At 72.8% G+C, this 26080-nt stretch carries 20 protein-coding genes; 5 read left to right on the top strand and 15 right to left on the bottom strand.

Annotated features, from left to right (window positions below):
- Positions 1–5 precede the first annotated feature (5 nt).
- The 4 genes from ACZ45E_RS07525 to ACZ45E_RS07540 form a co-directional block, all read right to left on the bottom strand.
- Positions 6–2027 (bottom strand): PhoH family protein, encoded by a 2022-nt coding sequence (locus tag ACZ45E_RS07525; RefSeq protein WP_468217724.1) that lies wholly within the window; start codon positions 2025–2027, stop codon positions 6–8.
- 750 nt (positions 2028–2777) lie between these two features.
- Entirely contained in the window at positions 2778–3893 is a 1116-nt protein-coding gene (locus ACZ45E_RS07530) for a carbohydrate kinase family protein (RefSeq protein WP_468217727.1), read from the bottom strand.
- Positions 3894–3971: 78 nt separating this feature from the next.
- Positions 3972–5387 (bottom strand): MFS transporter, encoded by a 1416-nt coding sequence (locus tag ACZ45E_RS07535; RefSeq protein WP_468218264.1) that lies wholly within the window; start codon positions 5385–5387, stop codon positions 3972–3974.
- Between the two features lie 174 nt (positions 5388–5561).
- Entirely contained in the window at positions 5562–6857 is a 1296-nt protein-coding gene (locus ACZ45E_RS07540; protein ID WP_468217729.1) for a glucarate dehydratase family protein, read from the bottom strand.
- Between the two features lie 179 nt (positions 6858–7036).
- Between ACZ45E_RS07540 and ACZ45E_RS07545 the strand changes: the two genes are divergently transcribed.
- Positions 7037–7852, top strand: a complete 816-nt coding sequence (locus ACZ45E_RS07545) for an IclR family transcriptional regulator (RefSeq protein ID WP_468217732.1) — start codon at positions 7037–7039, stop codon at positions 7850–7852.
- Positions 7853–8087: 235 nt separating this feature from the next.
- Entirely contained in the window at positions 8088–9431 is a 1344-nt protein-coding gene (locus ACZ45E_RS07550; protein ID WP_468217734.1) for an MFS transporter, read from the top strand.
- Here ACZ45E_RS07550 and ACZ45E_RS07555 read toward each other — a convergent pair.
- From ACZ45E_RS07555 to hrcA, 9 genes are all read right to left on the bottom strand, one after another.
- The gene (locus ACZ45E_RS07555) at positions 9383–10414 is read right to left on the bottom strand and encodes an adenosine deaminase (protein WP_468217737.1); all 1032 of its coding nucleotides are present in this window, start codon (positions 10412–10414) and stop codon (positions 9383–9385) included. The two genes, ACZ45E_RS07550 and ACZ45E_RS07555, sit on opposite strands and share 49 nt — an antisense overlap.
- A gap of 26 nt (positions 10415–10440) precedes the next feature.
- Complete coding sequence (locus tag ACZ45E_RS07560) at positions 10441–11349, bottom strand: ribonuclease Z (RefSeq protein WP_468217739.1); 909 nt, start codon at positions 11347–11349, stop codon at positions 10441–10443.
- 6 nt (positions 11350–11355) lie between these two features.
- A complete protein-coding gene (locus ACZ45E_RS07565) occupies positions 11356–11709 on the bottom strand; it encodes a histidine triad nucleotide-binding protein (protein WP_468217741.1) in 354 nt (117 codons plus the stop codon).
- A 263-nt stretch (positions 11710–11972) separates the two neighbouring features.
- Positions 11973–15194, bottom strand: coding sequence for a S41 family peptidase (locus ACZ45E_RS07570; RefSeq protein WP_468217743.1), 3222 nt, complete (start codon positions 15192–15194; stop codon positions 11973–11975).
- 74 nt (positions 15195–15268) lie between these two features.
- Positions 15269–15841 carry a hypothetical protein gene (locus ACZ45E_RS07575; protein WP_468217745.1) on the bottom strand — a complete coding sequence of 191 codons (573 nt, stop codon included), beginning with the start codon at positions 15839–15841 and terminating at the stop codon, positions 15269–15271.
- A 91-nt stretch (positions 15842–15932) separates the two neighbouring features.
- Positions 15933–16679: a 16S rRNA (uracil(1498)-N(3))-methyltransferase gene (locus ACZ45E_RS07580; protein ID WP_468217748.1), complete on the bottom strand. Its 747-nt coding sequence runs from the start codon at positions 16677–16679 to the stop codon at positions 15933–15935.
- A complete protein-coding gene (locus tag ACZ45E_RS07585; RefSeq protein ID WP_468217751.1) occupies positions 16676–17749 on the bottom strand; it encodes a nitronate monooxygenase in 1074 nt (357 codons plus the stop codon). The genes ACZ45E_RS07580 and ACZ45E_RS07585 overlap by 4 nt, the downstream gene beginning before the upstream one ends.
- 135 nt (positions 17750–17884) lie before the next feature.
- Positions 17885–19021, bottom strand: coding sequence for a molecular chaperone DnaJ (gene dnaJ / locus ACZ45E_RS07590; RefSeq protein WP_468217754.1), 1137 nt, complete (start codon positions 19019–19021; stop codon positions 17885–17887).
- Positions 19022–20038 carry a heat-inducible transcriptional repressor HrcA gene (gene hrcA, locus ACZ45E_RS07595; protein WP_468217756.1) on the bottom strand — a complete coding sequence of 339 codons (1017 nt, stop codon included), beginning with the start codon at positions 20036–20038 and terminating at the stop codon, positions 19022–19024.
- Between the two features lie 136 nt (positions 20039–20174).
- Here hrcA and ACZ45E_RS07600 point away from each other — a divergent pair, with 136 nt between their 5' ends.
- Positions 20175–20945, top strand: a complete 771-nt coding sequence (locus tag ACZ45E_RS07600) for an MBL fold metallo-hydrolase (protein WP_468217759.1) — start codon at positions 20175–20177, stop codon at positions 20943–20945.
- Between the two features lie 34 nt (positions 20946–20979).
- Complete coding sequence (locus ACZ45E_RS07605; protein WP_468217761.1) at positions 20980–21804, top strand: DUF3097 domain-containing protein; 825 nt, start codon at positions 20980–20982, stop codon at positions 21802–21804.
- A 144-nt stretch (positions 21805–21948) separates the two neighbouring features.
- On the opposite strand, the gene hemW is transcribed toward ACZ45E_RS07605, so the two are convergent.
- The gene (gene hemW, locus ACZ45E_RS07610; RefSeq protein ID WP_468217763.1) at positions 21949–23181 is read right to left on the bottom strand and encodes a radical SAM family heme chaperone HemW; all 1233 of its coding nucleotides are present in this window, start codon (positions 23179–23181) and stop codon (positions 21949–21951) included.
- A gap of 39 nt (positions 23182–23220) precedes the next feature.
- Positions 23221–25179: a SpoIIE family protein phosphatase gene (locus ACZ45E_RS07615; protein ID WP_468217765.1), complete on the bottom strand. Its 1959-nt coding sequence runs from the start codon at positions 25177–25179 to the stop codon at positions 23221–23223.
- A 101-nt stretch (positions 25180–25280) separates the two neighbouring features.
- Between ACZ45E_RS07615 and ACZ45E_RS07620 the strand changes: the two genes are divergently transcribed.
- Positions 25281–26080, top strand: an 800-nt coding sequence (locus tag ACZ45E_RS07620; protein ID WP_468217766.1) for a HAMP domain-containing protein, incomplete at its 3' end; no start/stop codon positions are given.

Below are 26080 nucleotides of genomic sequence, written 5' to 3' on the forward strand. Positions count from 1 at the left end.
TCGGACTACTTTCCTTGGGTCCCTCTGGGACGGCCCTTGTGGGAGCCGTTCTCCGTACCGTTCTCGGTGTCGTACTTCTCGTACGCGTCGACGATACGGCCGACCAGCTTGTGCCTGACGACATCCTGGGACGACAGCCGCGAGAAGTGGACGTCGTCGAGGCCCTCCAGGATGTCCTGCACCTGACGCAATCCGCTCTTCGTGCCGTTCGGCAGGTCGACCTGCGTCACGTCACCGGTGATCACGATCTTCGACTCGAACCCGAGCCGGGTGAGGAACATCTTCATCTGCTCGGGGCTGGTGTTCTGCGCCTCGTCGAGAATGATGAACGCGTCGTTCAGGGTGTTGTGCGTGAGCAGGTAGTCCTGCGTGACGTAGAGGGAGTCCTCGGCCGCCACCTGGATGCAGACGGTCTCCTCGCGGCCCGCGGGTTCGATCGAGTCGATGAACCGCACGGGGCGTCCGCCGCCTCCGGCCTCGCGGTACTTCTTCGCCTTATGGGCGAGACGGAAGGGCTCGACGCCTTCCGGGAGGCGGATGTCGACGACGTGGCTGTCGTCGCGGTGGGCCGCGAGAGCCGTGCCCTGCTTCCGGTCCTCGGCGACGCCGCCCAGCGACTGGACCAGAGCGATGATGTCGTCACGCAGGAGGATCGATGGCGTCGAGAACTCGATCCGGCAGGTGCGGTCCTGCTGGGCGACCGGGCCACCAGCGGAGTCGAGGAGTCCCTGGAGGACCGCGAGGCGGACCTCGGAGGAGTTGTACAGGTAGTCGTCGGGCAGTATCCCGGTCAGCGGGTTCTCCAACGTGACCACGTCACCGGCCGATCGCACACGGTTCAGTACGCGCTCCGCACCGTCCTTGACGTCGTTCCCGCGTGCGACGGCTGCTTTCACCGAACTCAGGCAGCCGTCTCCCAGCAGCAGCCCCAAGGCGTACGGGTCCATCGGGACCTCACGCTCGGGGAACTCGACGGGGGCGGTGAGCAGCGGCAGTTCGTAGCGGTGTGCGGGCGCCGCCCGCAGGTCGCCGATCATGTCCTGGGTCTCGAGGACCCGCCACGGCCCGTCGCGACGCGCGTCGTCACGGGTCCTGACCGTCCACAGGTGCTCGCCGCAGGCCAGGGTCCAGGAGCCGTCCTGGGCGCTGACGCGGTAGATGTCCTTCTCCCCCTGCGGGTAGACGCCGAGGACCGGGGTCGGCTCACCGTTCGACCCCATGACCAGGTCACCGACCTGCAGGTCGCCGATGGGACGCCAGCCGTCCGGGGTCAGCACGTTCGTGAAGACGGGCTGCGCGCGGCCACGCATGTACGCCAGCGGCGCCACCTCGATGGTCCCGGCCGCCATCAGCCGCGGGATCGAGTCCGGGTCGAGCATGTCGTGCAGGGCGTCGTAGAGCGGGCGCAGATACGGGTCGATCTTCTCGTACAGGGTGCCCGGCAGGAACCCGAGGCGCTCGCCCGCCTCGACCGCGGGGCGGGTCAGGATGATCCGGTTGACCTGCTTGGACTGGAGGGCCTGCACGGCCTTGGCCATGGCCAGGTAGGTCTTGCCGGTACCGGCGGGGCCGATCCCGAAGACGATGGTGTGCTTGTCGATCGCGTCGACGTACCGCTTCTGGTTGAGCGTCTTGGGCCGGATGGTGCGCCCACGCGACGACAGAATGTTCTGCGTGAGCACCTGGGCGGGGGTCTCCGTCCCGTCACCCTCGCCGTTCTGGGTCGCCTTGAGCATGGCGATGGAGCGCTCGACGGCGTCCTCTGTCATCGGTGCCCCTGTCCTCACAACCAGCATCATCTCGTCGAACAGGCGCTGGACCAGGGCGACTTCCCTGGGCTCCCCGGTCGCGCTGATCTCATTGCCCCGGACATGGATATCGGCCTCCGGGAAGGCCTCCTCGATCACACGCAACAGGGCGTCGCCGGAGCCCAGCACCTCGACCATGGGGTGCTTGGCCGGGACGGTGAACCGCGCACGTGCCTGTTCCTGCCCTGCGCTGCGGGCGCTGGATGGTGTCTGCGTCATGGGCGGGCTCTGAGGGCCGCATTCTCCTTGTGACAGCCGGTGTCTGACGGTTTCCAGCGTACGACGCCCCACTGACAACGCCGAAGCCTTTTCGCGCCGCGGGTGCAGCGGGTACCTCCCGCACGCCCGCCGCCCCGGCACCCAGCACGGCCCTCACCCCCTGGGGCGCCGCCCCGACCCCCGCTCCTCAATCGCCGGAGGGGCTGGATCCGACCACACCTCCCCCGGCCCTGAATCCCAGCCCTGGGGCGCCGCCCCAGACCCCGCTCCTCAAACGCCGGAGGGGCTGAAAGAGACCGGCGCTCACCCGCGTACGAGACGGAGCAGGGGCCGATCGGATCGAACGGCAGGCCGCAAAGGTGATCCGGCGACCAGACGGGACGAGACGGGAGGGACCGATCGGAGCGGCCAAGCGACGAACCGCAATCGTCACCGGCGATCAGCCGCCGGACGGCAGACGGCAAATGACGGCGGGCGGCGGCCCGTAACCGGCGGGCGACAGGTGTCGGGCGGAGACCGGCAGGATGATCCGGCGATCAGACGGATACGAGACGGGAGGGGCCGGCCGGGGTATGTGCGCGCGCAGCACAGCAACACGCGGTAGCGGCAGCCGAAGCAAGCAGCGAGGCCATCAAGATGGCGAGCACGCACATACCCCGGGCGGCACCGTACCCACCCACACACCGATCGGAACGAACGGGAGAGCCGCCAACGCACACAGGACGGCCACCCTCCCTTCCCGGCGCGCGACTACGCCGAACGCCCGAACCCGATCGTCGGCACAGCCCGCCGCAGCGGCCACGGCCGCCCCGCCCCCGGCAACAGCGGCTCCAGGAACGCGTACCGCCCGAGCGCCGCAGGATCCTGCTCCCCGCGCTCCTCGTACGCATGGATCTGCCGCCACCACGCCGCGATCTCCGACCACCCGGGCGCAGACAACGACCCCCCGAACTCCTGCACGGACAGCGCCGCCGTGAGCCCCGAGAAAGCGAGCCGGTCGGCAAGCGGCCACCCCGCGAGCGTGCCCGTCACGAACCCGGCCACGAAGACATCCCCCGCCCCGGTCGGATCGAGCGCCGCCACCTCGATGGCCGGCACGGACGCGGTCTCCCCGGTCCGCCCGTCCACGGCGTACGCCCCCTCCGCCCCGAGGGTCACCACGGCGAGCGGCACGTACTCGGTGAGCGCGTGCGCCGCCGCCCGCGGACACGACGTACGGGTGTACCGCATGGCTTCCTCGGCGTTGGGCAGGAACGCCTCGCACTGCCCGAGGTCCCCGAGGGCGGCGAGATCCCAGCGCCCGGTCTCGTCCCAGCCGACGTCGGCGAAGATCCGGGTACCGTGGCGCGCCGCTTCGCCGACCCAGGGCGCAGCGACCCCCGGTACGAGTGACGCGACGGCGGCCCGCGCGGGCGGCGGGCAGCGGGGCGCGGGCTCCAGCGGCGGCGGTTCGTGCCCGTGGCTGACCATGGTGCGTTCGCCCTCGTACGCCATGGAGACGGTGACGGGCGAGTGCCAGCCGGGCACGGTCCGCGAGTAGCTCAGGTCGATGCCCTCGCCCTGTTCGAGCGTGTCCCAGCAGTACTCGCCGTAGTGGTCGTCGCCGAAGGCGGCGGCCAGCGAGGTACGCAGCCCGAGCCGGGCGAGCGCGGCGGCCATGTTGGCGACGCCGCCGGGGCTGGACCCCATGCCGCGCGCCCAGGACTCGGTGCCGCGTACGGGCGCGCTGTCGAGGCCGGTGAAGACGATGTCGAGGAAGACGGTGCCGGTGAGGTAGACGTCGCAGGCGGGGTCGCCGGGCGCGCGGAGCGCCGCGAGAGGGTCCGTGTGGGCCGGTTCGGTGGGGGCCGGTTCGGGGTGGGTCACGTCCTTCTCCCTGCAGTGGTACGGGTCCGGACAGTGTGCATGAGTCGGGCCCGCACCACGGCAGTTGACATCACCCCGTCACGTGGCGGCGGCCGCCGGGCCGGTGATCACCCGCGTGGCGCCGCCGGACGCGGCGCCGTCGGACGGGGCGGGGGCCGGACGGGGCGCGGATGCGAGGCGCCGTCGGGCGGGGCGGGCGGGACGGACGGCGTCGTTGCGGCCGCCGCCGCGTACGAGGAGGACGCTCAGCGCGGCGAGGAACCCGACGACGGTGAGGCCGACGAGGCCACCCTTGGTGGAGCCGGTCGCGTCCTCGATGAGGCCGAACGCGGTCGGGGCGACGAACCCGCCGAGGTTGCCGATGGAGTTGATGAGGGCGATGCCGGGCGCGGCGGCGCGCGCGTCGAGGTAGCTCTGCGGGATGGTCCAGAAGATCGGCGAGGCGGGTTTGAACCCGACGGCCGCGAGGCAGAGCGCGCCGAGCCCGGCCCAGGGTGAGACGAACACGGCGAGCAGGGTCCCGGCGCCGCCGATGAGCAGGAGGGCGACGAGGAGGGGCCGCCGTTTGCCGAGCCGGTCGGAGAGGCGCCCTGAGACGTACACGGAGGCGATGGCGAACAGCCAGGGGACGGCGGTCAGGAGGCCCACCTGGAAGTCGCTGAGCCCGCCGATGTCGTCGACGATCGACGGCAGCCAGAACGTGACGGCGTACAGGGCGACGTTGATGGCGAAGTAGATCCACAGGAACAGCAGCATCTGCGGATCGGCGAGCATCTTCCAGCGGGAGACGTGGGTGGTCGCCCGCCCTTCCTCCCGCTCGCGCTGCTCCGCGTCGATGGTGGCGACGAGCCCGTCCTTCTCCTCCTGGGTCAGCCAGGTGGCGCTCTCGACGCTGGAGTCGAGGAAGCGGTAGACGACGAAGCCGAGCACCACCGAGAGGACGCCTTCGATGAAGAACATCCACTGCCAGCCGGAGTGGCCCCAGACGCCGTGCATCTCCAGCAGGGCGCCGGAGACCGGGCCGACGACGACGGTGGCGGTCCCTGAGCCCATGAGGAAGACGGAGGTGGCGCGTCCGCGGTGCGAGTCGGGCAGCCAGCGGGAGAAGTAGTAGATGACGGCGGGGAAGAACCCGGCTTCGGCGACGCCGAGGAGGAAGCGCAGCGCGTAGAACATCCCGGCGCTGTCGACGAAGGCCATGGCGGTGGCGACGAGTCCCCAGCTGATCATGATGCGGGTCAGCCAGACCTTCGCGCCGAAGCGCTCCATGAGCATGTTGCTGGGTACTTCGAAGAGGGCGTAGGCGATGAAGAAGATGCCGGCGCCGAGTCCGAAGGCGGCGGCGGAGAGCCCTACGTCGGCGCGGAGCTGGTCCTGGGCGAAGCCGAGGTTGACGCGGTCCATGTAGTTGGCGACGAACATGACGAAGAAGAGTGGGACGACCCGGCGGAAGATCTTGCGGATGGCCGACAGGACGGCGGCCGGGTGCTCCATGGGGGTGGGGACTGCTGCGGACACGAGCGACTCCGGTCGTGGGCAGAAGAAAAGGCGAGGGGGGAAGGGCGCGCAAGGCACATAGAACGCACAGGCAGAAGCCAGAAGCCAGAAGCCGGAATCCAGAAACCAGAAGCCGGAAGCCGGAAGCCGGAAGCCGGACCAAGAACCCGACTACCAGCGCGGCACGCCCGGCGTGACCCAGTCGGGGTCGAGGACCCGCATGGCGGCGGCGTCGTCCCGGTCGCGCAGGGCGGCGAAGTCGTCGTCGAGCCACCGCTGATGCAGCAACGCCAGTTTGTCGCGGTCGAGTTCGACACCCAGACCCGGCGCGTCGGAGACGGCGACGCGGCCGCCCTCGAAGGTCAGGCGCTCGGTGAGCACGTCCTCGGACTGCCACGGGTAGTGCGAGTCGCAGGCGTGGTGCAGGTTCGGCACGGTGGCCGCGACGTGTGTCATGGCGGCGAGGCTGATGCCGAGGTGGGTGTTGGAGTGCATGGAGATGCCGACCCCGAACGTGCGGCAGATGGCGGCGAGTTGCTGGGTGTTGCGCAGGCCGCCCCAGTAGTGGTGGTCGGAGAGGACGACCTGGACGGCGCCGGTCGTGAACGCCTCCTGGATCTCGGCGAAGGTGGTCACGCACATGTTGGTGGCGAGCGGGACGCCCGTCCTGGCGGCGACCTCGGCCATGGCGGGGGTGCCGAGCGCCGGGTCCTCCAGGTACTCCAGTACGTCACCGAGTTCGGCGGCGACCTTGAGCGAAGTCTCCACGGACCAGGCCCCGTTGGGGTCGAGGCGCAGGGGTTTGCCGGGGAAGGCGTCGGCGAGCGCGTGGATCGCCGCGATCTCCTCGTCCGGCGCGAAGCAGCCGCCCTTGAGCTTGAAGGACTCGAAGCCGTAGCGCTCGTGGAAGAGGCGGGCCTGTGCGACGACGCCGGCCGGGTCGAGCGCGGTGCCCCAGTCGTCCTTCTCGCTCGCGACGCCTTCTGGGTGGGCGCCGTACTTGTAGAAGAGGTACGCGCTGTATTCGACGGAGTCGCGGAGCTTGCCGCCGAGGAGCGCGTGGACGGGCAGGCCGAGTGCTTTGCCGAGCGCGTCGAGGCAGGCCACCTCGAAGCCGGAGACGACGGAGAGCCGCAGTTTGTCGGCGGTCTGGACGCCGCGCAGGCCGCCGACGTCGACCTGGTTCTCGACCCGCGCGTCATCGACGGACACCTGGTCGGCGACGGTGAACAGGCCCTTCAGATCCGAGACTTGACGGCCTATCAGTTTGTCGGCGAAGGGCCGGGCGAGCTCCAGGTACTTGGCGTCGCCGTAGGTCTCGCCGAGGCCGGTGACGCCGTCGGCGGTGACCACCTCGACGATGAGCCGGGGCGTGTACGGCTGGTGCAGGCCCTGGGTGTTCAGCAGCGGAGGGTCGGCGACGAGGATCGGGGTGAGGCGGACCTCGGCGATGGTCAGGTCGGTCATCGGGCGGCTCCTGCGGTGTCGGGCGCGCGGACGGGGGCGGGGGCGGGGTCCGGTGGCGGGGTCGGCCGGGCGCGGGGTGACGTCTCCGTACGTAGATGTCATCCACACATGTAGATGGAGGTTAGATAGGTGGACGGGGGCCGTCAATGCCCCGCCGCCTTTCGCCCTACGATCGGCACATGCCGGACCAGCACACAGAGCAGCAGAGCGCGCAGCCCAGCGGTGGTGTCCGCGAGGTGAAGTCGGCGGCCCGCACCGTCGACCTGCTCGAAGTGCTGGCCGCCCGCGGCGACCGCCCGGCCCGCCTCCAGGAGCTCGCCGACGAGCTGGCCGTGCCGCGCAGCTCCATGTACGCGCTGCTCCAGACACTCATCGCGCGCGGCTGGGTCCGCACGGACGTCACCGGTTCCCTCTACGGCATCGGTATCCACGCCCTGCTGACCGGTACCAGCTACCTCGACACCGACCCGTACGTGCGGACCGCGCGCCCGCACCTCGACGAGGCGTCCGAGGCGCTCGGCGAGACGATCCACCTGGGCCGGCTCGACGGGTTCGACGTGGCGTACCTGGCGACCCGCGAATCGCACGAGTATTTGCGCACGATCAGCCGGGTCGGCCGCAGGCTGCCCGCGCACGTCGGCGCCCTCGGCAAGGTGCTGCTCGCGGAGCGCTCCGACGCGCAGCTGCCCCCGGGCCCGTACCTCCGGGCCACCGGGAACACGCACACGACCCGCGAGGCGCTCGCCACCGATCTCGCGCTGACCCGCACCCGCGGGTACGCGATCGACCGCGAGGAGGGCGTCACCGGCATCGTCGGCTTCGGTTTCGCCCTGCGCTACGCGGTTCCGGCGCACGACGCGGTCAGCTGCTCGGTGCCGGTCGCGCGGCTGACCGCGGAGCACGAGGAGCGCATCGTGGCCGTCATGCGGGAGACCCGCGCGCGCATCGAGACGGCCGCTCACCGGGGCCCGTCGGGCACCCCCAACTGGCGCTGAACGAGCGCCAGAAGGCACCGCGACTACCCGCCCGCACCCCCACCAAACCAGATGTGCCGCAGGTCACATAGCCCCGGCTTCTGTGGGGCCCCTGCGGCTTGATACAAATTGGCCGCGCCCCAACGTCCCCGGTTCGGTCCCGTTCGCAAAGACGTCGCGCTCCCCGCCCCCATTCCTTACCACCCCCTGCCCAAAACAGCGTCCAAGGCAGCGGGGTCCGTCTTCAGGAACGCCCGTGTCTTCGCGCACCCCCCGGCCCGCGCTCATAGCCCTCTTCACGGCCGGTTACCTCGCCGCCTATCTGCTGCCCACGATCGTCGGCAGACTCGCCGACAGCCTGCGGCTTTCCCCCACCCAGGCCGGCCTCGCCGGCAGCGCGCTGCTGCTCAGCTCGGCCACCGCGGGCTTCACCCTCGCGGCCCGCGTCGAGCGGCTCGGCCCCCGCAGGACCGCCCGCGCCGGACTCCTCCTCGCCGCCGTCGGCTACGGCACCGCGGCGCTCTCCACCTCCGTCCCCCTGGTCGTCGCGGGTGCGATGATCGGCGGCTTCGGCTCGGGCACGGCGACCGCGGTCGCCGCCACCGGGATCGCCGCCCAGAAAGACCCGCACCGCGCGTCCACGCTCGGGCTGCTGACCGTCTCCGCGCTCGCGGGCGCCCTCTATCTGACGATCCCGCGCGTCAGCCCGTCCGGCCACGCCCTGCCGTTCGCCGCGCTCGCGGTCACCGCGCTCGCCGTCTGGCCCGCGACGCACCGGTTCGCCGATCCGGCCGGCCCGGACAACAGCCCGGCGCGGACCGCCCCGGCCTTCGGATCCCCGCTCCCGTACGCCGGTCCGGGCACGGCGCTTGCCGTGGTCATCGTCTGCTGGTCGATGGCGCAGAACTCCCTGTGGGGCGTCAGCAGCAGCATCGGCACCGTCCAGGCGGGCCTCAGCGAGGTCACCGTCGGCAGTGTGTTCGCGGTGGCGCTCGGCGCGGGCCTGCTCGGCGTGGTCGGCGCGGGCGCGCTCGGCACCCGGCTGGGCCGCGCGCTGCCGATCGGGGCGGGCACGGCGGCCATCGCCTGCTGCATCGCGCTCAGCGCCCGCGCCGACGGCCTCGGCACCTTCGCGACCGGCGAGATCGCCTGGAACACCCTCTACCCGGTGGTGCTCTCCTACCTGCTGGGCCTCGCCGCCTCGCTCGACCCGCGCGGCCGCTGGGCGGTGCTGGTCGGCTCGGCGTCCTCGCTCGGCACGGCGTGCGGCCCCCTGGTGGGCAGCTCCCTCGCGCAGGGCGTCGGCTACCCGGCGATGGGCACGGTGCTCGCCGTCGCACTGCTCCTGCTGGCGGTGCCGCTGACCGCGGTGGCCCTGCACACCGGCGGCCGTCCGCTCTTCGCGGGTGCGGCCCGGCGCCGCAGCGGCGCCCCGGTCGGCGCGATCGTGCCGCCGTCGGGTCTGCTGGAGCAGCCGGTCGTGGAGATCTTCCCGCTTGAGGTGCCCGCCGTCGCCGCGGACGCGTTCACGACGGCGGGCCCGGACGGGGTTCAGCCCGAGATGTCGTCCAGCGGGTACGCGTCGACCTCGGCGAGATAGCGGGCCCGCCGCGCCTCGTCCTCCGCGCTGCCGTCGAGGAAGGACGCCACGAACGAGTTGCGGGCGAGTTCCCGCAGCCGTTCGTGGTCCACGGCGAGCGCCTCGTGGACGGCGTGGAAGGTGTCGCCCGCGTAACCGCCGAAGTAGGCCGGGTCGTCCGAGTTGACGGTGCACAGCAGCCCGGCGTCCATCATGGCGAGCAGCGGGTGCTCCTCCAGTACGTCGATGGCGCGCAGCCGCACGTTGGACAGGGGGCACAGCGTCAGCGGGATCCGGTCGCGGACGAGCCGGGCGACGAGTTCGGGGTCCTCCAGGGACCGCAGCCCGTGGTCGACGCGCTCGACCCCGAGGATGTCCAGGGCCTCCCACACGTACGACGGGTCGCCCTCCTCGCCCGCGTGCGCGACCTTCCGCAGGCCCAGCGCGCCCGCGGCCTCGTACACCGCGCGGAACTTCGAGGCAGGGTTGCCGACCTCGGCCGAGTCGAGGCCGACGCCGACGATGTGGTCCAGGTACGGCTTCGCGGCCTCCAGCGTCTCCATCGCCGACTCGGCGGACTGGTCGCGCAGGAAGCACATGATGAGCTTGGTGGAGACGCCGTGCCGCTCCTCGCTGCGCGCGAGGGCCCGCCCGAGCCCCTCGATGACGGTGCCGATGTCGACGCCGCGCGCCGTGTGGGCCTGCGGGTCGAAGAAGATCTCGGCGTGGCGGACGCCCTGGTCGGCGGCGCGCGCCAGGTAGGCGTCGGCGAGCGCTTCGAAGTCGTCCTCGGTGATCAGGACGGCCATCAGCTCGTAGTAGAGGTTCAGGAAGGACTGGAGGTCGTCGAAGAGGTACGCCTTGCGCAGCGCCTCGGTGTCGGCGTGCGGCAGCGTGATGCCGTTGCGGTCGGCGAGGGCGAAGGCCAGCTCGGGTTCGAGGGTGCCTTCGATGTGCAGGTGCAGCTCGGCCTTGGGGATGCGAGCGAGTGGTGCGAGGGACATCAGAGCATCGTACGCAAGGAGGGGCGTCAGAGGCGTTTCGGCACCGGGACGCGGTCCAGGTCGCGGGCGACCGTCAGCTCGCCCGTGAACCCGGCGGCCCGCGCCTGCCGGGCGAACTCCTCCGGGTCCGCGTAGCGCTGGCTGAAATGCGTCAGCACGAGGTGGCGCACGCCCCCGTCGCGGGCCACGCGCGCCGCCTGCCCGGCGGTCAGGTGGCCGTGGTCGGAGGCGAGTTGATGGTCCTCGTCCAGGAACGTCGACTCGATGACGAGCAGATCGCACCCCTCGGCCAGCTCGCTCACGCCCGCGCACAGCCGGGTGTCCATGACGAACGCGAAGCGCTGTCCGCGCCGCACCTCGCTGACGTCGTCGAGGCCGACCCCGCCGAGGCTGCCCTCGCGCTGGATCCGCCCCACGTCGGGGCCGGTGATGCCGTGCGCGGCGAGCCGTTCGGGCAGCATGCGGCGCCCGTCGGGCTCGACGAGGCGGTATCCGTAGGACTCCACGGGGTGCGACAGCCTGCGCGCGTCGAGCCGGTACTCCGGGGTGTCGGCGAGCACCGCGCCCTCGCCGCCGACCGGCTCCTCGGCGATGTCGACGGTCTCCCGGTACGCGGTGGCGTACCGCAGCCGGTCGAAGAACCGCTGCCCGGAGGCCGGGTAGTGGGCGGTCACCGGGTGCGGTACGCGGTCGAGGTTGATGCGCTGGACGACACCGGCGAGCCCCAGCGAGTGGTCGCCGTGGAAGTGGGTGACGCAGATCCGGTTCAGGTCGTGCGCGGCGACCCCGGCGCGCAGCATCTGTCGCTGCGTGCCCTCGCCGGGGTCGAAGAGGATGCCTTCGGCTCCCCAGCGCAGCAGGTAGCCGTTGTGGTTGCGGTGGCGCGTCGGCACCTGGCTGGCGGTGCCGAGCACGACGAATTCACGTACGGACACGGGTGGTTATCCGGGGGGCCATTGGAGGCCGCGGCCGCCGAGGACGTGCAGGTGTGCGTGGAAGACGGTCTGGCCGGCGCCGCTGCCCGTGTTGAAGACGAGGCGGTAGCTCTCCAGCTTCTCCTCCGCGGCGATCTCCCCGGCCTCGCGCAGCACGTCCGCGGCGATCTCCGGTTCGGCGGCGGCGAGGGAGGCGGCGTCCGGGTGGTGGACGCGCGGGATGACCAGGATGTGGGTGGGCGCCTGCGGGTTGATGTCCCGGAACGCGATCGTGGTCGGGGTCTCGCGGACGAGGGTGGCGGGCACGTCCCCCGCGACGATCTTGCAGAACAGGCAGTCGGCCTGGGGTTCTCCGGTCACGTCGGGTCTCCTTCGCGGGGGCGATTCCGTCTGACGGCATCGTATCGATCGGGCCCGTGGGGGCGGCAGTCGCGTCTGCGTTGCTGATCTGTCGTCGGCGGGTGCGGCCCGGTGGGGCTTCTCGCGCCCCTGGAGCATGCGGCTCCGCCGCAGCCCCATGAGAGGGCGCACGCAGTGCGCCTCTCAAGGGCGCGGGGAACTGCGCGACCAGCCCCCACGCACCCGCACGCGGCGACGAACCCGCACCGGGCAGACGCAGCCGGCTACGGCAACCCGGGCGGCACCTTCGCCGGGTCGTCGGCGAGCGCCGCCAGGGCAATACGTACGGCCTCGTCCAGCTGCGGGTCACGCCCGGCGCCCGCGTCCTGCGGGGCGACCACCACCTCCACGTCCGGGTCGACGCCGTGGTTCTCGAGCCCCCAGCCGTGGCCCTCCATCCAGGTCGCGTACTTGGGCTGGGTCACCAGCGTCCCGTCCACCAGCCGGTACCGGCTGTCGATCCCGATGACGCCGCCCCAGGTGCGTACGCCCACCACGGGACCGATGCCGAGCGCTTTGATCGCCGCGGTGACGATGTCGCCGTCGGATCCGGAGAACTCGTCGGCGACGGCGACCACCGGGCCCCGCGGCGCGTCCATCGGGTAGCTGAAGGGGCGGCTGCCGCGCGGTACGTCCCAGCCGACGACGCGCCGCGCCAGTTTCTCCACGACGAGCTGCGAGGTGTGTCCGCCGCGGTTCTCGCGGACGTCCACGACCAGGCCCTCGTGGGAGACCTCGGCGGCCAGGTCGCGGTGGATCTGCGCCCAGCCGAGGGCCTGCATGTCGGGCACGTGGAGGTAGCCGAGCCGGCCGTGCGACCGCGCGTGGACGTGAGCGCGCCGGTCCGCGACCCACGCGTGGTAGCGCAGCGGTTCCTCGTCGGTCACGGGGAGCACGACCACATGGCGGAGGTCGCCGCCCCCGGCGGGCTGGACGGTCAGCTCGACCGGCTTGTCGGCCGTGCCGACGAGCAGCGGTCCCGGCCCGGCCACCGGGTCGACGCTCCGCCCGCCGACCGCCACGATCGCGTCTCCCGCGCGCACCGCGACGCCCGGCGCGGCGAGCGGGGAGCGGGCGCGCGGGTCGGACGTCTCCGAGGGCAGGACGCGGTCCACCCGCCACCGCGGTGCCCCGTGCGGGCCGTCGTCGTGGCGGGAGATGTCGGCGCCGAGCAGCCCCTGGCGGCGTGCGGGGGCGCCGCCCCGGCCGGCCGGTACGACGTAGGCGTGGGAGGTGCCGAGTTCGCCCTGCACCTCCCACAGCAGGTCGACGAGGTCGTCGTGGGTGGCGACCCGGTCGAGGAGCGGGCGGTAGCGCTCCAGCACCCCGGGCCAGTCGACGCCGTTCATGTCGGGGCGCCAGAAATTGTCGCGCATCAGGCGGCCGGTCTCGTCGTACATCTGCCGCCATTCGGCGGCCGGGTCGACGCTCTGGCTGATGCGGGCCAGGTCGACGGTGATGTTGGTGTCGCTGTCGTCGTCGTGCGCGGGGCGCCGGTCGCTGGAGACGACCTTCAGCGTCTCGCCGGTCCACAGCAGCACCCGTTTGCCGTCGCCCGTGACCTCGAAGTGGTCGGCGTCGGCGCCGAGTTCCTCCAGGCGCCGCTGGGTCAGGTCGTAGCGTTCGAGCCGCGATCTCGGGTCGGGGTCGGCCCGGTCCGCCCGCGAGTCGCCGAGGACGCCGCGCACCGGGTGCCGCAGCCACAGCACGCCGTCCTTCGCGGTCCGCAGGGTCGAGTAGCGGGCGGCCTCGACGGGGAACGGCACGATGCGGTCGGTGAGCCCCTCCAGGTCGACGCGGGTGACGGGTGTGCCCTCGCTGTCGGGGGTCTCGGCGCCGGGGGTGTCCGCCGGTTCGAACGGCCGCCCGTGCCGCTGCGGCCCGAACGGTGACGGGGTCGTCGCGGCCAGGACGACCAGATGCGGCCGCGCGCCGCTCACGAACGCCAGGTCGAAGGCGTGCTCGTCGTAGACGGGGTCGAAGGAGCGGGCCGACAGGAACGCCAGGTGTTTGCCGTCGAGCGTGAACGCGGGCGCGTAGTCGCGAAAGCGCGGCGGTGTCGCCTCGGCGACGGCGAGGTCGGCGGTGTTGGCGAGCTTGATCCGGCGCAGGCTGTGCGGCCCGGGGTGCGACCAGGCGAGCCATGCCGAGTCGGGCGAGAAGGCGAGCCCGCTCGCGTGCCCGTCCTCGCTGCGGTCCACTTCCCGTACGTCGCCGCTGTCCCGCTCGACGAGCAGGATCCGTCCGTCGTGCGCGGCGACGGCGACCCGGCCGCCGTCCGGCGCGACGGTCAGCCCGAGCACCCGGCCGAGCCGTCCGGCGCCGAGGCGGCGGGGCGTGCCGCCGGGCGCGGCGCCGGTGGCGGGGGCGAACTCCAGCGCGTCGTCGCCCTCGGCGTCGGTCACCCACACCACGTGTTCCTCGCCGTCGACGCGGAACGTGTGCGGGAGCCGGGCCCGTACGCCCTGCTCGGCGGCGAGCGCGCGGGCCGGCCCGGAGCGGTGGGTCACCCAGTGCACGGCGCCGCGCACGGCGACCGCGCTGCCGCGCCCGGTGTGGTCGGGCGACGCGGCCCCGAACCAGCGCGCCGCGTCGACGGGGCGCGGCCGCAGCCGGGCCCGCTGCCCGCCGAGCGTCACGTCGAGGCGGCGCGGCTCGGCCGACTCCAGGTCGTCGACGATCCACAGTTCACCGGCGCTCGCGTAGACGACCCGGGTGCCGTCGGTGGCGGCGTGCCGGGCGTAGAACGCGTCGCCGACGGGTGTGTGCCGGCGCAGGTCCGAGCCGTCCGCGAGGGACGAGTACAGCGCGCCGACCCCCTCGTGGTCGGAGAGGAACCCGAGCCTTCCCCCGGCCCACAGCGGGTACTCGATGTTCCCGTCGAGCTCCTCGTGCAGCCGTACGAAGTCGCCGCCGCCGTCGCGGTCGATCCAGAGCTTTCCCGCCGTGCCGCCGCGGTACCGCTTCCACCAGGCGGCCTCCCGCCCCATCGGCGCGGAGAGCAGCACCACCGCGGAGTCCGGCCCGTGGGCGACGCCGCCCACGGGTCCGTAGGGCAGGAGTTCGGCGGGGCCGCCGTCCAGCGGCAGCGCCCGCGCCCAGCTGCGGCGCAGCGTGGCCTGGCCGTGCGTACTGGTGACGAGGACCCGCCCGTCGGGCGTCCAGCCGCGCACGGTGGTGGTCCAACTCCCCCAGTACGTCAGGCGTTTCGCGGCTCCTCCGTCGAGCGGCGCGACCTGTGCCTCGGGGGCGCCGTCGCGCCGCGACGTCCAGGCGACGGTCGTGCCGTCCGGGGAGACGCGTGGGTGGGTGACCGGTACGTTGTCGGCGCTGACGCGCCAGGCGCGGCCGCCGTCGAGGGGTGCGGCCCATACGTCGTCCTCGGCGGCGAAGACCACCGAGTCGCCGTGCAGGTGCGGGAACCGGAGGTAGGCAGGGTTCGTCACTCCGCCCACCCTGAATTTGCGGCCCGCCGCGCGTCAACCCTCCCGCGCACTTCCCTGCCCGCCGCCACCGCTCCTCATTTCCCTTCGAAGCAGGAGCAGTCGGGGTCGGGCTCGCGGACGGTGACGGTCTCGGTGACGGTCCGGGTGCTGCCGGGCCGCGGTTCCTGGTGGGCGGGTTGCGCGGGCACGGGCGCGGGCGTGTACGTGGTCGGGTCCGCGGCGGCGCAGTTGCCGAGGACCTGGAGGTGGAACCGGACCTTGTTCTCGACCCGCGCGATCACGTCGCCGCGCACGCACTTGCCGGGGACGACCCCGTAGACCCGGCCCTTGACGGTGATGTCCTGGCCGCCCTTGGTCTTCCCCCGGCAGTCCACGGTCACCTCGCTCGGTGCCGAACCGGTGGGTGTGGAGCGGTCGCTGTAGGTGCTGGTGCAGCTGAGCCAGGCGACCCCGGCGTGCGTCCGGGTCAGCTCCTGCGTGGCCTCGGTGTCGGTGGTGGTGGCGACCGTGACCGTGTTCAGCTCCCCGTCGACCGGCCGGCACGCGACGGCCCCGGCGGCCACGACGGCCACGACGCCGCCCGCGGCCAGCACCCGCGTCGCCCGGGGCCTTAGCAATGCACCGCTGATCCGTCGCAATTCCCCCATGCCCGGCAGGATGCCACTCTCTTCAGCGGCCCGGTAGAGCGCTTGCGGCCACAGTGCGGCGGCCGTCACGGGCTGCGGTTCGTGCCGGGCGTCAGCCCCAGCGCCCGGTGCGCCCCAGCAGCAACGCCACCGCCGCCGTCCCCGCTGTCGACGTCCGCAGCACACTCCGTCCGAGCCGGTACGGACGCGCCCCGGCCGCGCCGAACATCTCCAGCTCCTCCGGCGATACGCCGCCCTCAGGCCCGACGACCAGCACGATCTCCCCGTCCGCCGGGAGCTCCGCCGAGGCCAGCGCGGCGCTTCGCGCGTCACGGTCCTCGTGCAGCACGACGGCGAGGTCCGCCGCGGCGAGCAGCGCCGCGACCTCCTTGGTGGACGCGGCGTCCGCGATGTCGGGGAAGCGGACCCGGCGCGACTGCTTGCCTGCCTCGCGCGCGGTGGCCCGCCACTTGCCGAGGGCCTTGGTCCCGCGCTCGCCCCGCCACTGCGTGATGCACCGCGAGGCCGCCCACGGCACGATCGCGTCGACGCCCGTCTCGGTCATCGTCTCGACGGCCAGCTCGCCGCGGTCCCCCTTGGGCAGGGCCTGCACGACGGTGATCCGGGGCTTTCCCGCCTCCTCGGTCCGCGCCGGTCCCGCCTCGACGACCAGCCGGTCCTTGCCCTCGGCTGCGGTGACGACAGCCTCGCTCCAGGCGCCGCGCCCGTCGGTCAGCACGAGCGCCTCCCCGGCCCGCAGCCGCTTCACGGAGACGGCGTGCCGCCCCTCGGCCCCGTCCAGTACGTAGGTGCAGTCACCCGGCACCGGGCCGTCGACCACGAACACCGGCGCGGTCACGCGGCACCCCCCTGCCCGAGCGCGGCCTTGGCGGCGGAGAGTTCGGCGGCGAGGACCTCGACGAGCTGCCCGGCGGGCAGCTCCCGGGCGAGCCGGTGGCCCTGCCCCGCCCACAACGCCATGGCCTGCGGATCACCGGCCTTGGCCGCGGCCTTGCGCAGCGGCGACGTCATGTGGTGGACCTCCGGGTACGCGGCGGGCGCGTACGGCCCGTGCTCGCGCAGGAACCGGTTGACGAGCCCGCGCGCGGGCCGCCCCGAGAACGCCCGCGTCAGCTCGGTCCGGGTGAACAGCGGATCGGTCATGGCCTGCTTGTGCGGCGCGGGCGCACCCGACTCGGGCGTCACCAGGAACGCCGTGCCCAGCTGGGCGAGGTCGGCCCCGGCGGCGAGCACGGCGGCGATCTGCGCGCCCCGCATGATCCCGCCGGCCGCGATGATCGGCAGCTGGACCGCTTCGCGTACCTGGGCGATCAGCGCCAGCAGTCCGACGCCGCTGCCGTCGGTCTCGGGGTGGTCGCGGTGCGTGCCCTGGTGTCCGCCGGCCTCGATGCCCTGGACGCACACGGCGTCGGCGCCGGACCGCTGCGCGGCGAGCGCCTCCTCCACGGTCGTCACGGTGACGGCGGTGCGGGTGCCCGCCTTGCGCAGCGCGTCGGTCACCTCGGGCGCGGGGCAGCCGAAGGTGAAGGTGACCAGCGGGACCGGGTCGTCGAGCAGGATGGCGAGCTTGGCGTCGTAGCCGTCGTCGCGTCCGCCGTCGGGGTCGCCGAGCCGCGTCTGGTACCAGCCGGCCTCACCGGCGAGCTGGTGGCGGTAGACGTCGACCGCGGCGGGGTCCGCGTACTCCGGCTGCGGCAGGAACAGGTTGACGCCGAACGGTCGCCCGGTCAGCCCCCGCACCTGCTTGATCTCCTGGTACATCCCGTCGGCCGTCTTGTAGCCGGCGGCGAGGAACCCGAGGCCGCCCGCCTCGGACACGGCGGCCGCGAGCGCGGGGCTCGACCCGCCCCCTGCCATGGGGGCCTGCACGATCGGACAGGGGCAGAGATCGGTCAGCGCGGAGGACATGACGGCATCGTGCCACGTACGCGTCGGAGGGCCGAATCGGCGCATCCGCCCGGCATGTGCCACCCCGAACGGGGTGACACACCCTCAAACGTCGCCGCTCCGGCGCGGCGCCCCGCATGGGACGCCGCCCGCCCGTCACCGCCCGTTGAACGCGTCCTTCAACCGCGAGAACAGCCCCTGCTGCCCCGGCTGGAACTGGCCCAGGGGCCGCTCCTCGCCGCGCAGCTCGGCGAGCTCGCGCAGGAGGCGCTCCTGCTCGGGTTCGAGCTTCTGCGGGGTCATGACCTCGACGTGCACGATGAGGTCGCCGCGGCCGCCGCCGCGCAGATGCGTGATGCCGCGTCCGTGCAGCGGGACCGACTGGCCGGACTGGGTGCCGGGCCGGATGTCGACCTCCTCCATGCCGTCGAGCGTCTCCAGCGGCACCTTCGTGCCGAGGGCCGCCGCCGTCATGGGGAGGGTCACCGTGCAGTGCAGGTCGTCGCCGCGCCGCTGGAATACCGCGTGCGGCAGCTCGTGGATCTCGACGTACAGGTCACCGGCGGGGCCGCCGCCGGGGCCGACCTCGCCCTCGCCCGCGAGCTGGATCCGCGTCCCGTTGTCCACACCGGCCGGGATCTTCACCGTCAGCGTGCGCCGCGAGCGGATGCGGCCGTCACCGGCGCACTCGGGGCACGGCGTCGGCACGACGGTGCCGAAGCCCTGGCACTGCGGGCACGGCCTGGACGTCATGACCTGGCCGAGGAAGGACCGCGTGACCTGCGAGACCTCGCCGCGCCCGCGACACATGTCGCAGGTCTGGGCGGAGGTGCCGGGCGCCGCACCCTCGCCGCTGCACGTCGTGCAGACGACGGCCGTGTCGACCTGGATGTCCTTGGTGGTGCCGAAGGCGGCCTCGTCCAGCTCGATCTCGAGCCGGATCATGGCGTCCTGGCCGCGGCGCGTGCGCGACCGGGGGCCACGCTGCGACGCGGTCCCGAAGAACGCGTCCATGATGTCCGAGAAGTTCCCGAACCCACCGGCGCCGAAGCCGCCGGCGCCGCCTCCGCCGGCCCCCGACAAGGGGTCGCCCCCGAGGTCGTAGACCTGCTTCTTCTGCGGGTCGGAGAGCACCTCGTAGGCGGCGTTGATCTCCTTGAACCGCTCCTGAGTCTTCGGATCCGGATTCACGTCCGGGTGAAGCTCACGGGCCAGCCTGCGAAAGGCCTTCTTGATCTCGTCCTGGGAAGCGTCTCGGCGCACGCCGAGTACGGCGTAGTAGTCCGTGGCCACTTACGACTCCGCCAGGATCTGTCCGACGTAACGTGCCACTGCGCGTACTGCTCCCATCGTTCCCGGGTAATCCATGCGGGTCGGTCCGACCACGCCGAGCTTGGCTACTGCCTCGCCGCCCGAACCGTAGCCGACCGACACGACGGACGTGGAGTTGAGTCCCTCGTGGGCGTTCTCGTGACCGATCCGTACGGCCATGCCCGAATCACCCACCTCACCAAGCAACTTGAGGAGCACGACCTGCTCCTCAAGTGCCTCAAGCACGGGCCGGATGGTGAGGGGAAAGTCATGTCCGAAGCGGGTGAGATTGGCGGTGCCGCCGATCATCAGCCGCTCCTCGGTCTCCTCGACGAGCGCCTCCATCAGCGTGGAGAGCACCGTCGAGACCGTGCCGCGGTCCTCCGTCTCGAAGACCTCCGGCAGGTCCTGCACCAGCTGCGGGACGTCGGCGAACCGGCGCCCCGCCACGCGCGCGTTGAGCCGCGCCCGCAGATCCGCGAGGGACGATTCGCCGAACGGCGCCGGGCAGTCGATCATCCGCTGCTCGACGCGCCCGGTGTCCGTGATCAGTACGAGCATCAGACGGGCGGGCGCGAGCGCGAGCAGCTCGACATGGCGCACGGTGGACCGCGTGAGGGACGGGTACTGGACGACCGCGACCTGCCGCGTCAGCTGCGCGAGCAGCCGCACGGTCCGTCCGACGACGTCGTCGAGGTCGACGGCGCCCTCCAGGAAGTTCTGGATGGCGCGCCGCTCCGGCGGGGTCATCGGCTTCACCGCGGTGAGCTTGTCGACGAAGAGGCGGTACCCCTTGTCGGTGGGGATGCGCCCGGCACTGGTGTGCGGCTGGGCGATGAACCCCTCGTCCTCCAGAGCGGCCATGTCGTTGCGCACCGTCGCCGGTGAGACGCCCAGGCTGTGCCGCTCGGTCAGCGCCTTGGAGCCGACGGGCTCCTCGGTGCCGACGTAGTCCTGGACGATGGCGCGCAGCACTTCGAGCCTGCGTTCACTGAGCATCGGCGCACACCTCCAGCAACTGTCTCTGCGATCGATCTTTCTCGTTTTGGCACTCACTGCGCGCGAGTGCCAATCGTCCCCGGCTCAGTGTACGGCCGGTGGGTACGGGCCCGGCAAGGCCGCTAGCTTCAACCTCATGAAAAGCACGGCGAGTGCGCGGAGCGCGGCGGGTATCGACTGGAAGTCGGCGTCCTGGGAGGAACTGGCGCCGCGGGTGGGCCGGGTCCGGCTGCCCGGCTGGGACTGCACGACGGGGCTCGTCGTGGGCGACGGCGCGGCCCTGCTGATCGACACCGGATCCTCACTTCGTGAGGGCGCCCGGCTGCGCGGGGACGTCCGTCGCCTGCTGGGGGCGGACGGGAGGGTGACGCACATCGCACTCACCCATCCGCACTTCGATCATGTACTCGGCACGGCGGCGTTCGCCGGCGTCGAGGTGTACGGCGCGGCGGGCATCGACACCGTGTTCGCGGGCGGCGGCGCCGACGCCGTGGGCGCCTCCGCCGTCCACCACGGCCTCGACCCCGATCTGGCGGCCGAGGCGGCGGACCTCCTGGTCACACCGGACCACCGGGTCTGCGGCGAGCGGACGCTGGACCTGGGCGGCGGCGTCCAGGTGCTGCTCGCCAACGTCGGGCCCGGTCACAGCGGCCATGACCTCGCGGTCCTGGTGTCCGGCGCGCCGGGTGTGCCGGAGATCGTCTTCTGCGGCGACCTGGTCGAGGAGTCGGGCGAGCCCCAGGCGGGATCGGACGCGGCCCCGCACCAGTGGCCCGCGGCGCTGGACCGGCTGCTGTCCCTCGGCGGCGAGGACGCCTGTTACGTACCGGGGCACGGATCGACCGTGAATGCGGGGTTTGTCCGCGAGCAGCGCGCCACACTGGCGGCCCGATTCGGCGTGTCGTAGGCCGGACGGAAGAGCTTCTCCTATCGTCTGCCGAATGCGCCAGTACACCCCCGACCTCACCCCTCCGTGGAAGCGGAACAAGCCCGCGCCCGAGATCCCGGCCGAGCCGGACCTCGTCGTGGAGGAGGTCAGCACCGGTTTCTGCGGCGCGGTCGTACGCGTCGAGAAGACGGCGCAGGGTCCGACGGTGACCCTGGAGGACCGCTTCGGCAAGCACCGCGCGTTCCCCATGGAGCCGCGCGGTTTCCTGCTGGAGGGCAAGGTCGTCACGCTGGTACGCCCCTCCGCCGGCGGCCCCGCGCGCCCGACCCGCACGGCGTCCGGTTCGGTCGCGGTGCCGGGGGCCCGCGCCCGGGTGGCCCGCGCGGGCCGCATCTACGTGGAGGGCAAGCACGACGCACAGCTCATCGAGCGGGTCTGGGGCGACGACCTGCGCATCGAGGGCGTGGCGGTGGAGTTCCTGGAGGGCGTCGACGACCTCCCGGCGATCGTGGCCGAGTTCGGTCCTGGCCCGGACGCGCGGCTCGGCGTCCTGGTCGACCACCTGGTCCCCGGTACGAAGGAGTGGCGCATCGCCCAGTCGGTGACGAGCGAGCACGCGCTGGTGGTCGGCCACCCGTACATCGACATCTGGGAGGCCGTGAAGCCGTCCTCGGTCGGTATCGAGTCCTGGCCCCGGATCCCGCACGGCCAGGACTGGAAGACGGGCGTGGTCCGCGCCCTCGGCTGGCGCGTGGCGAACACCGGCGAGGCCTGGCAGCACATCCTGTCCCGGGTCCGCTCCTTCCGCGACCTGGAGCCCGAACTCCTGGGCCGGGTCGAGGAGTTGATCGACTTCGTGACGGCCCCGGAAGCCTGAGCCCGCCAGGGGCGCGGGCAACCAGGCATACCCCGCTGAGACACGCCCCGCCAGGGGCGCGGGGAACTGCGCGAGCAACCACCCACGACCCGCGGCCGGGACAGGACCGCACCCCCTACGGCGCTAAGGCGGTGGCGGCTCCCCCTAGTCGACCAGGTCCCGAACGACCCCGTCGGCCAGCAACCGCCCCCGCAGGGTCAACACAGCCCGCCCCTCGGCGAACGGCCCAGCCTCCAGCAACCCGTCCCCGAGCGCCTTCCGCGCAGCAGCAAGCCCGGCGGCCCGGAGCAACGACAACGGGCAGCCCTCCCTGAGCCGCAGCTCCAACAGGATCCGCTCGACCCGCCGGTCCTCGTCGGCCAGCACCTCGCGCCCCGCCCCCGGCGACCTCCCCCCGGCCAGCGCGGCCGCGTACGCGCCGGGATGCTTCACGTTCCACCAGCGCACCCCGCCGACGTGCGAGTGCGCCCCGGGTCCGGCGCCCCACCAGTCGGCGCCGCGCCAGTACAGCTCGTTGTGGAGGCAGCGGGCCGCCTCGGACGTCGCCCAGTTCGACACCTCGTACCACTCGAACCCGGCCGCCGTCATCGTCTCCTCGGCGATCAGGTACCGGTCCGCGTGCACGTCGTCGTCGGTCATCGGCACCTCGCCCCGCCGGATCCGCCGGGCGAGCTGCGTGCCCTCCTCGACGATCAGCGCGTACGCGGAGACGTGATCGGGGCCGGCGGCGAGCGCGGCGTCCAGCGAGGCCCGCCAGTCGTCGTCGCTCTCGCCGGGCGTGCCGTAGATCAGGTCCAGGTTGACGTGCTCGAACCCGGCCGCCCGCGCCTCCGCGACGCACGCCTCGGGGCGCCCGGGCGTGTGCGTACGGTCGAGGACCTTCAGGACGTGCTGCCGCGCGCTCTGCATCCCGAACGAGACCCGGTTGAAGCCGCCGGCCCGCAGCTCGGCCAGGTAGGCCGGGTCGACCGACTCAGGGTTCGCCTCGGTCGTCACCTCCGCGTCGTCCGCGAGCCCGAACTCGTCCCGGACCGCCGCCAGCATCCGTACGAGATCGGCGGCGGCCAGCAGCGTGGGCGTACCGCCGCCGACGAAGACGGTCCGTACCGGGCGCGGGTCGTCGCCGAGCACCTTGCGGGCGAGCCGGACCTCGTCGATCAGGGTCTCGGCGTAGTTGTCGCGGGAGGCGAGCACGCCGCCGGAGCCGCGCAGCTCGGTCGCCGTGTACGTGTTGAAGTCGCAGTACCCGCAGCGCGTGGCGCAGTACGGGACGTGCAGGTAGAAGCCGAGGGGCCGGGCGGCGGCGCCGGCGAGCGCGGAGGCGGGCAGCGCCCCGTCGTCGGGGACGGGCTCACCGTCGGGGAGTGCGGAAGGCATGCCCCCATTGTCCCGCCTGTTCCCCCGGCTGCTGAACCGTCACAGCGCCTGGAGCACGAGCAGCGCCAGATCGTCGTCCGGCGGGGCGTCCGCGTAGGCGTGCACCAGGCGCCGGATGCGCTCGGCCAGCAGCTGCGCCGTCAGCCCCGCACAGCCGGCGAGGGCGTGCGCGAGGCCGTCCCCGTCGTCGAACTGGCGGGAGCCGCAGCGCCGCTCGGTCACCCCGTCCGTGACACAGAGCAGGGTGTCGCCGGTCAGCAGCTCGAACGTCTCGCTCGTGTAGTCCGGGTCGTCGACGACGCCGAGCAGCACCTGGGGCGAGGCCGCGGCGACGACGTCCCCGCCGGGCCGCATCAGCAGGGGCAGCGGATGTCCGGCGGAGGCGAGGGTGCAGACGACCCCGGCCCCGTCGGCGGCGGGCGTCAGTTCGCCGTAGAGGATGGAGAGGAAACGGGAGCTGGAACCTTCCGGCGGGATGCCCTGGCCGCCGGCCGCGGCGAGCGCGCGGGCGGCGGCGTCGGCGGCCTCGGTCGCGTCGTCGAGGAGGAGCCGGTTGAGCCGGTCGAGGACCTGGGCGACCGGGTAGCCCTCCCGGGCGAGGAGCCGCAGCCAGGGCCGGACGAGCCCGATCACGACGGCGGCCTCCGGGCCCTTGCCCTGGATGTCGCCGAGCGCGAAGCACCAGCGGCCGTCCCCGGCGGGGAAGACGTCGTAGAAGTCGCCGCCGGGGCCGCCCGCCTCCTTCGGTTCGTAGACGAGGGCGCTGCGCATGCCGGGGATCTCGGCGATGGAGGTGGGCAGCAGGCCGCGCTGGAGGATGCGGCTGATGGTGGCCTGGCGGGTGAAGCGGCGGGCCGCGCTGACGGCGAGGGCGACCCGGCGGCTGAAGTCCTCGACGAGTCCGGTGATCTCGTCGGGGAAGCGGAGCAGCTCGGCGCGGCCGATGAGCAGGACGCCGAGGCTCCGGCCGCCGACCATCAGCCGGTAGGCGAGCGCGGAGCCGGACCGGTCGGGGCCGGTGTCGCCGCGGGCCTCGAAGGGCCAGGGCACGGGGACGGGCGCGGTGCGGGCGGCGTCGGGCAGGCGCGGGGGTTCCTTCTCCAGGATCCGCCGGAGCTCCTCGGTGCGGTTCTCGTGGCTGTGCCAGACGCGGGCGAGCCGGGGTGCGGGCATCGGGTCGGCGCCGCCCCGCAGATCGTGGTCGGCGGTGCCGGGCAGACCGCGGCCCTCCTCGTCGTAGAACCAGATCGCGCACCAGTCGGCGAGCCGCGGCACGAGGAGCTGGCCGACGAGCGCGGCGACCATGTCCTCGTCGAGCTGGCCCGCGAGCAGGTCGGAGGCTTCGGCGAGGAAGGACAGCGCGCCGCGGTTGACCCATTCCTGGTCGTGCGGCACGCGTCCGGAGGCGGGTGTGAGGAGCTCGGAGGCGCGCAGGCCGCGCTCCAGGGCGCGGACGGCGGAGTGCACGGCGGGGTCGCTCGCGACGTCGTCGATCTCGATGGTCCGCGCGGCCAGCCGGGCCCAGACGGTCTTGACACCGGGGCGGTAGGTGATGCCCCAGGCCTCGGCCAGGGAGGCGACGAGGTGGAGACCGCGGCCGAATTCGCGGGTCTCGACGGGGCCGGAGCTCTGGTGGCTGCGGACGGCGCGGGCCGGGTGGTGGTCGGTGACCTCGACGACGAGCCCGGCGGGCGTGCCGTCGGCGCTCGCCCCGTCCAGGTGGCAGAACAGGTCCACGCTGGTGCCGGCGTGGACCACGGCGTTCGTGACGAGCTCGCTCAGGACGACGACCGCGTCGTCGGTGAGCCGGTCGCCGAGCCCGGCGGCGGCCGGCAGGGTCAGGTCGGTGAGGGCGGCGCGCAGATAGCGGCGGGCGGCCGCGGGCGCGAGGGGGTTCCCCGGCAGCGACGTGCGCACCAGGACCGGTCCCGCGTGCGGATGGTCCGTTACGTCCCCGTCGCTGAAGGGGGTTTCCCGCTGGGTAGGAATGGGCCCCACGTTCGGCTCCTGAGCAGTTCGGGCAAAGACGCCTCAGTCGACACGAACAGAGTGACAGACTGACCACGCTCATAAGCATCGAGTTACCGAAGCGGGCCGCAATGAGTGAGAACAATGCTATGCGTGTGCATCGGAACGGGCTCGAGGGCGACGTGATCCGGCCTCCCGACCTCCGTCCCTTGCTGGCCGCCCTCTCGGCCGCCCGCGACGGGAACTTCACCCGCCTCCCCGACGGCGGGGAAGGCATGGTGGGCGAGCTGGCGGCCGTCTTCAACCAGCTCATCGACCGCAGTGTCCATTACAACGCGGAGCTCACCCGGGTGCGCCGGGAGATCGTCCGGCACGGCCGTCTCGACGAGCGGCTGGAGGCGAGCCCGGGCCAGGGCGCGTGGGCCACGCGCATCCACGACGTCAACACCATCATCGGCGCCCTGGTCGCCCCGGCGGCCAACGCCACGCGTGTGCTGGACGCGGTGGCGGGCGGTGACCTGACACAACGTGTCGACCTGCACGACGGCAACCGGCAACTCCGGGGTGATTTGCGACGGTTGGGCCGCGCCGTCAACAAGATGGTGGACCAGCTGTCTCTCTTCACGGGCGAAGTGACCCGGGTGGCCCGCGAGGTCGGCACCGAGGGCCGCCTCGGCGGCCGCGCCAAGGCGCAGGGCCTCTCCGGCAGCTGGCGGGACGTGACCGAGGCGGTCAACACGATGGCGTCCCGGCTGACGGCGCAGGTCCGGGACATCGCGCTGGTGACGACGGCGGTGGCGCGGGGCGACCTGACCCGTACGGTCACGATCGAGGCGACGGGCGAGCTGCTCGAACTGAAGCTGACCGTCAACACGATGGTGGATCAGCTCTCCGCCTTCGCCGACGAGGTCACCCGCGTCGCCCGCGAGGT

The organism is Streptomyces sp. NPDC030991 (genome assembly GCF_055571235.1).